Origin of the sequence: Mesorhizobium sp. M7A.F.Ca.MR.362.00.0.0 (assembly GCF_004023175.1) — a bacterium.
In the GTDB taxonomy this organism is placed as follows: domain Bacteria; phylum Pseudomonadota; class Alphaproteobacteria; order Rhizobiales; family Rhizobiaceae; genus Mesorhizobium.
Genome location: NZ_RZTF01000111.1, coordinates 1 through 6,145, shown reverse-complemented (window position 1 = coordinate 6,145; position 6,145 = coordinate 1). Strand labels below are relative to the sequence as shown.

The 6,145-nt window shown below is 62.9% G+C and carries 6 protein-coding genes and 1 pseudogene; 5 read left to right on the top strand and 2 right to left on the bottom strand.

Annotation, left to right across the window (positions count from 1 at the left end):
- From urtB to EOC06_RS15860, 5 genes and pseudogenes are all read left to right on the top strand, one after another.
- Positions 1-1,407: urea ABC transporter permease subunit UrtB (urtB, locus tag EOC06_RS15880; protein ID WP_245469646.1), on the top strand; the 1,407-nt coding region annotated here is incomplete at its 5' end.
- Positions 1,404-2,636 carry an urea ABC transporter permease subunit UrtC gene (gene urtC, locus EOC06_RS15875; RefSeq protein WP_128308209.1) on the top strand — a complete coding sequence of 411 codons (1,233 nt, stop codon included), beginning with the start codon at positions 1,404-1,406 and terminating at the stop codon, positions 2,634-2,636. The genes urtB and urtC, both read left to right, overlap by 4 nt.
- A gap of 6 nt (positions 2,637-2,642) precedes the next feature.
- Positions 2,643-3,396, top strand: a pseudogene (gene urtD / locus EOC06_RS15870) (urea ABC transporter ATP-binding protein UrtD).
- Between the two features lie 69 nt (positions 3,397-3,465).
- The gene (urtE, locus tag EOC06_RS15865; RefSeq protein WP_023813006.1) at positions 3,466-4,161 is read left to right on the top strand and encodes an urea ABC transporter ATP-binding subunit UrtE; all 696 of its coding nucleotides are present in this window, start codon (positions 3,466-3,468) and stop codon (positions 4,159-4,161) included.
- 271 nt (positions 4,162-4,432) lie between these two features.
- Positions 4,433-4,609: a hypothetical protein gene (locus EOC06_RS15860; RefSeq protein WP_081738697.1), complete on the top strand. Its 177-nt coding sequence runs from the start codon at positions 4,433-4,435 to the stop codon at positions 4,607-4,609.
- Positions 4,610-4,658: 49 nt separating this feature from the next.
- On the opposite strand, the gene EOC06_RS15855 is transcribed toward EOC06_RS15860, so the two are convergent.
- Both EOC06_RS15855 and EOC06_RS15850 read right to left on the bottom strand, forming a co-directional pair.
- On the bottom strand, positions 4,659-5,810 hold the full coding sequence (locus EOC06_RS15855; protein ID WP_128308208.1) for a GGDEF domain-containing protein: 1,152 nt from the start codon (positions 5,808-5,810) through the stop codon (positions 4,659-4,661).
- A 115-nt stretch (positions 5,811-5,925) separates the two neighbouring features.
- On the bottom strand, positions 5,926-6,145 hold a 220-nt coding region (locus EOC06_RS15850), incomplete at its 5' end, for a DUF72 domain-containing protein (protein WP_128308207.1).

The following is a 6,145-nucleotide window of genomic DNA, read 5'->3' as shown; positions in this document are numbered from 1 at the left end:
CTGTATGTCCGCAAGGCTGATTCCCTTGTGTTTGTCGGCAAGGAAGCGGGCGAAAGCGTCCAGCTTTCCGACCCGTTGAGCGGCGAGGCGTCGGGCGAGGCGGCCAAGGACGGCATCACCAAGATCAAGGTCAACAACACGCTGCGTCGCGTCATACGCGATGCGTTGGGCACGCTGACGCTCGGCGCCAAGGACCCGGCCGTGCGTGTTGCCGCCGCAGACACCATGTTCAAGACGCCCGACGCCGCAAACATCGGACCGCTCGACACGGCAATCGCCAGTGAGACCGTGGCCAGCGTCAAGGCGCTGCTCGAACAGGCTCGTGCCGCCTCCGTTCTGGTCTCCGACCGGCCTGAAGCCGACAAGCTCGCTGCAATTGCCCTGATCGGCGCGCGTGGCGACCGCGATGCGGTTTCCCTGCTCACCTCGGTCGAGGCGAATTCCACCGACGCGGTCAAGCAAGCGGCGACGACCGCAATCGCCAACATCAATTCGACGCTGGCCTTCTGGGATGCCGGGCAGAACATCTGGTACGGCATCTCGCTGGGCTCGGTGCTGCTGCTGGCGGCAATCGGCCTTGCCATCACCTTCGGCGTCATGGGCGTCATCAACATGGCGCATGGCGAGATGGTCATGCTCGGCGCCTACACGACCTTCGTCGTCCAGCAGGTGATCCGCACCTCCTTTCCCGGCCTGTTCGACTGGTCGCTGGTCATTGCGCTGCCGCTCGCCTTCCTCGTTGCGGCCCTGGTTGGCCTGATCATCGAGCGCGGCGTCATCCGTTTCCTCTATGGCCGGCCGCTTGAAACGCTGCTGGCGACATGGGGCGTCTCGCTGATCCTGCAACAGGCCGTGCGCTCGATCTTCGGGCCGACCAACCAGGAGGTCGGCAACCCATCCTGGATGTCGGGCTCGTTCAATCTCGGCCAGTTGGCGATCACCTGGAACCGGCTGTGGATCCTGGTTTTCGCGCTCGCTGTCTTCGGCATCCTGCTCTACGTGATGAAGCGCACGCCCTGGGGCCTGCAGATGCGCGCCGTCACCGCCAACCGGCGCATGGCCGCCTCGATGGGCATCAGGACGCCATGGGTAGACGCGCTGACCTTCGCGCTCGGCTCCGGCATTGCAGGCATTGCCGGCGTCGCGCTCAGCCAGATCGACAACGTCTCGCCCAATCTCGGTCGCGGCTACATCATCGACAGCTTCATGGTCGTCGTCTTCGGCGGCGTCGGCAATCTGTGGGGCACGCTGGTCGGCGCCTTCTCGCTCGGCATCGTCAACAAGTTCCTCGAGCCCTATGCGGGCGCGGTGCTCGGCAAGATCGTCGTGCTGGTGCTGATCATCCTGTTCATCCAGAAGCGCCCGCGCGGCCTGTTCGCGCTCAAGGGCAGGGCGGTGGAAGCATGATCACGGGACGCTTCTTTGCCGCCGGCGCGGACCGCCGCATCGCCATCACGATCTTCATCCTGCTGGCGGTGGCCGTCCTTGTGCCGCTGCTCAACCTTGCGGTGTCTCCCACCAGCGCCTTCTACGTCCCTTCCTATATCGTTGCGCTCACCGGCAAATATCTCTGCTATGCGCTGCTCGCCTTGGCACTTGACCTGGTCTGGGGCTATTGCGGCATCCTCTCGCTCGGTCACGGCGCCTTCTTCGCTCTCGGCGGCTATGCGATGGGCATGTATCTGATGCGCCAGATCGGTTCGCGCGGCGTTTACGGCAATCCCATCTTGCCCGATTTCATGGTGTTCCTGAACTACAAGGAACTGCCCTGGTTCTGGTACGGTTTCGACCACTTCTGGTTCGCCGGCCTCATGGTGCTCGCGGTGCCCGGCCTGCTCGCTTTCGTCTTTGGCTGGTTCGCCTTCCGCAGCCGCGTCACCGGCGTTTATCTCTCGATCATCACCCAGGCGATGACCTACGCGCTGCTGCTTGCCTTTTTTCGCAACGACATGGGGTTCGGCGGCAACAACGGCCTGACCGATTTCAAGGATATTCTCGGCTTCAACGTGCAGGCCGACGCGACGCGTTCGGCGCTGTTCGCCGCCAGCGCCGTGATGCTGGCACTTGCCGTCTTCGTCACCTGGGCGATCGTCGGCTCCAAATACGGCAAGCTCCTGATGGCGGTGCGCGATGCCGAGAGCCGCACGCGCTTCCTCGGCTGGCGGGCCGAGAACGTGAAACTGTTCGCCTTCACCGTCTCGGCTGTCATGGCCGGCATAGCCGGCGCGCTCTACGTGCCGCAGGTCGGCATCATCAATCCGGGCGAGTTCGAGCCGGCCAATTCGATTGAAGTCGTCGTCTGGGCCGCCGTCGGCGGACGCGGCACCATTGTCGGGCCGATCATCGGTGCGTTGCTGGTCAATGCCGGCAAATCCTGGTTCACCGGCGTGCTACCGGAGTTCTGGCTGTTTGCACTGGGCGGGCTGTTCGTCGCCGTCACGCTTTTGCTGCCCAAGGGCATCATCGGCATGTGGGACAGTTGGCGCGGCAACGCCAAGGCGTTGCGAGCAGCTTCGATTGCCGAGGAAGCCGGCAGCGACCCCGACGTTCCGACGCCGGCTAAAATCGTTCGCGGCGAGGCGAGCAAGCCCGGCGACTGGTCCGCCAGCAACCCCGAACCGCAGCCGGCGGAGTGAGCGACCATGTCAAAGTCGAACACGATCCTTTATCTCGACGGCGTCTCGGTCTCCTTCGACGGCTTTCGCGCCATCAACAATCTGTCGCTGGTGCTCGACAAGGGTGAGATGCGCGCCTGTCTCCATCATCGGCCCCAACGGCGCCGGCAAGACGACGATGATGGACATCGTCACCGGCAAGACGCGGCCCGACGAAGGCGACGTGTTCTTCGACGGCCAGGTCGATCTGACCAAGCATGACGAGGCCGAAATCGCCATGATGGGTATCGGCCGCAAGTTTCAGAAGCCGACCGTGTTCGAAAGCCACACGATCGAGGAAAACCTGATGTTGGCGCTGAAGGGACCGCGCTCGATCTTCCCGGCGCTGTTCCATCGCCGCTCGACCGCCGAGACGCGGCAGATCGATGACATCCTCGGCATCATCCGGCTTGGCGACAAGCGTGACGAACTGGCGGCCAATCTGAGCCATGGACAAAAGCAGTGGCTCGAGATCGGCATGCTCCTGGCGCAGGACCCGAAACTGCTTCTGGTCGACGAACCGGTCGCCGGCATGACCGATGCCGAGACCGAGGAGACCGCGCGGCTGCTCAAGGATATTGCCCGCGACCATTCGGTCATCGTCGTCGAGCATGACATGCATTTCGTGCGCGAGCTCGGCGTCAAGGTCACCTGCCTGCATGAGGGCTCGGTGCTCTCGGAAGGCACACTCGATTTCGTGTCGGCCGACGAGCGTGTCGTCGAAGTCTATCTGGGGAGATGAGCATGGTCTGGCGGGTGCAGTTCCATCATTTCGATCTGTCGTTTCTGCGGTTCTGGAAAAGGCGCTGACATGCTCGAAGTTTCCAATGCCACGCTGCACTACGGCGCCGCCCAGGCACTGCGCGGCGTGTCGCTGAAGGCGGGCGCCGGCAAGATCACCTGCGTGCTCGGCCGCAACGGCGTCGGCAAGACCAGTTTGATGAGATCGATCGTCGGCCACCACCGGCTGACGAGCGGAAGCGTTGCCTTCGAGGGGAAGGCGCTCGACCGGAGCGCGGCGTATGACCGCGCCCGGTCGGGCATCGCATTCGTACCGCAGGGCAGGGAGGTCTTTCCGCTGCTCACCGTGCGGGAGAACCTGGAATCAGGCTTTGCGCCGCTGAAACGGGCCGACCGCAACATTCCGGCGCATGTCTTCGAATTGTTCCCGGTGCTGAAGCAGATGCTCGGCCGCCGCGGCGGTGATCTTTCCGGCGGCCAGCAGCAGCAGCTCGCCATCGGACGGGCGCTGGTGATGCGGCCGAAACTGCTGGTGCTCGACGAGCCGACCGAGGGCATCCAGCCGTCGATCATCAAGGACATCGGCCGCGCCATCCGCTACCTGCGTGACCAGGCCGGCATCGCCGTGCTTCTGGTCGAACAATATCTCGATTTCTGCCGCGAGTTGGCCGACGAGGTCAACATCATGGACCGTGGCGTGATCGTCCATACCGGTCCGGCGGAAGATCTGGACCGTGCTGATGTCAGGAAGTTCCTGACGGTCTAGAATCGCCAACGCACTTCAGTTGACGATCCGAAGTCCTTGGCAAGTCCAGTATTTCTCCGGCCCTGCACCAGCGTCTCTGGTGCATCGGCAGCTGCGTGCTAGTCTTTTCCTAGGCTTTTGTGAGTCGGCCGCTTCCGTACCAGTCTGGTTTATCGCAGATCGAGGAGCACGGCCAATGCCGGGCAAGTTTCACGCAAGCAAGGCTGCCTAGCTTCCCTCCTGCGATCTCTGTCGTTCAAACGCGTTTGGGCACACAGGCTAAGGGACAGCCATGGAACGTTACGTCGAGGATTACCAGAAGCGGCGGCTTATCGAACGTGTCGATATCATCGCTGCCATCAACATCTTGAGATCACAGGGCTGCGATTACGACGATCTGATCGAGGAGATCACCAAGGTCTTCTATGTCGATCTCGATACCTTCAATGAGATTGTCATGGCGGCCTAGGAGCTGCATTCGTCTCGCCACGATCAGAGGCCGGTGTTGACACACGCGATCAGCCTGCGCGCCTGAGCGGAGAGGCGGTGACGCGGTTTCGGCCACTGCGCTTGGCGTCGTAGAGCGCCTTGTCGGCGGCATTGAGCACCTTGTCGAAGCCGAGGCCTTCCTTGGTGCCGAAAGCAAATCCGGCACTGACCGTGCATATCAGCGAGCCTGTCTCGGTTTCGATGCGGTGCGCGGCGAAAGCTGCCCGGATGGCCTCGGCGGTGGCCTCCACCGTTTCGGGCAAGGTCCGCTTCAGCACCAGCGCGAATTCCTCGCCGCCCATGCGCGCGGCGACATCGCCCGGGCGAAGATTGCTGGCGAGTTCCCGTGCAAATACCTTCAGCACCTCATCGCCGGCGGCGTGGCCGAATTCGTCGTTGATGGCCTTGAAGTTGTCGAGGTCGAAGACGACCACCGCCGTGAAGGCACCGACCGGCGCATCGCCGTGCAGGTCGAATAGGGCGCGGCGGTTGAGCAGGCCGGTCAGCGGGTCGGTCAGGGCATTGTGGCGGTGATGCCGGGCCAGACGCCCTTGGTTCAGGGCCAGGGAAAGCGCTCCGATGCCGGTCATGCTGGCAATGACGATGATGAGGCTCAGTTCCTCGGCCCAGTTGCTTGGCGCATGTCCAAGGACCAGCTTTCCCTCCCAGGCCAAAACCATGGCGCAGAGAGCAAAGGATGCGGCCGTGGCCGAATAGAGCGCGGTGATACCGGTTGTCAGGGCAGGGGCTTCGTCGCGGCCTTTCCAGTATTCGACCGCCGTTGCGAACAGAAGCAAGGCGGCGAAGGCATTTTCGAACATGAAGCCCAGCCCGTCATAGCCTAGAGCCATGGGAGGCAATGTCACGGCCAGCGAAATGGCGCTGCCAAACGCCGTTCGCGGCACTGGCGAGCCGCCGGTTCTGAACTGGTAGGCCGCGCCCAGCATTGTCGAGAAACCGAGCAGGAGGAAAGCCAGCGTGGCGATGCCCAGCAGGCGCCCGGGCATATCGATATAGGCGTCATAGAAAAAAATATCGCCGACCACGAACACCAGGCTGACCGCCCATGTCAGCAGGAACTTTTCCGAGCGAGCGGTCAGCCACATGCCAAACAAGGTCAGGCTCAGGCAGGCAGCGGAAAAACCGACAGCCAGCAGAAGTGAAGTGTAGTCGAGCGACATGCCCCTCGTCCTTGCCCGCGGCGGCCCAGATTTGCGACTGGTTCAGCTGGATTCATGCAGCAAGGAGGTATCGATAAGGTTACGACGATGGCGAAGATGCCATGATTCCGCAGCGTCAGGGCACCGACAGATCCTGGTCCACCCGCTTCATCAGTGCCATGGCGCCGAACGGCGCGCGCACCTTGCCCTCCGTGATGAAGTAGACGAACACGTCGCGCGGCTTGACCGGCGCATCGGTGGCGGGGTCGGCGCGCCGCAGGTCGGCCGGCTGCTTGCCTTGCGCCCAGATCTTTACCCGCGCGGCCCATTCATCGAGGCCTTTCGGCGTGTAGCAG

Excerpts from the sequence above, each read along its gene's own strand:
- urtE (WP_023813006.1), top strand. The coding sequence starts at position 3,466 with ATGCTCGAAGTTTCCAATGCCACGCTGCACTACGGCGCCGCCCAGGCA.
- urtC (WP_128308209.1), top strand. The coding sequence starts at position 1,404 with ATGATCACGGGACGCTTCTTTGCCGCCGGCGCGGACCGCCGCATCGCC.
- EOC06_RS15855 (WP_128308208.1), bottom strand. The coding sequence starts at position 5,810 with ATGTCGCTCGACTACACTTCACTTCTGCTGGCTGTCGGTTTTTCCGCT.
- EOC06_RS15860 (WP_081738697.1), top strand. The coding sequence starts at position 4,433 with ATGGAACGTTACGTCGAGGATTACCAGAAGCGGCGGCTTATCGAACGT.